We start from the raw sequence: 620 nt of genomic DNA on the forward strand, positions 1-620 counted from the left end.
TATCTTCCCTGCTGATAGAAGTTTACATACCGAGATACTTCTTCCTTCACGCGGCGTCGCTGCATCAGGGTTTCCCCCATTGTGCAATATTCCCCACTGCTGCCTCCCGTAGGAGTCTGGGCCGTGTCTCAGTCCCAATGTGGCCGTTCACCCTCTCAGGCCGGCTATGGATCGTCGCCTTGGTGAGCCGTTACCTCACCAACAAGCTAATCCAACGCGGGTCCATCTTATACCACCGGAGTTTTTCACACAGAACCATGCGGTTCCGTGCGCTTATGCGGTATTAGCAGTCATTTCTGACTGTTATCCCCCTGTATAAGGCAGGTTACCCACGCGTTACTCACCCGTCCGCCACTAGAATTAAATTAAATCGACCGAAGTTTCAATAAAGTAATTCCCGTTCGACTTGCATGTGTTAAGCACGCCGCCAGCGTTCATCCTGAGCCAGGATCAAACTCTCTGATAAAATGTTTGATTCACTCAAGACAACCAACTAGCTTAGTTATCTCTCGTTTTTACTGTTTTTGGTTTATTCAACCGTTCTTAAAAATGTAAAGAATTTTCGAGAATCGTATGTGTTTCACTGTTTAGTTATCAAGGTTGTCTGTCTTGCGACAGCT

1 rRNA gene is annotated in these 620 nt (G+C 46.9%); it reads right to left on the reverse strand.

What is annotated here, in order from left to right:
• Positions 1 to 466, reverse strand: a 16S ribosomal RNA gene (locus ACTNES_RS20940); the annotation flags it as partial.
• Positions 467 to 620 lie beyond the last annotated feature (154 nt).

Source organism: Blautia sp. HCP3S3_D9, from assembly GCF_052063845.1.
GTDB lineage: Bacteria > Bacillota > Clostridia > Lachnospirales > Lachnospiraceae > Blautia_A.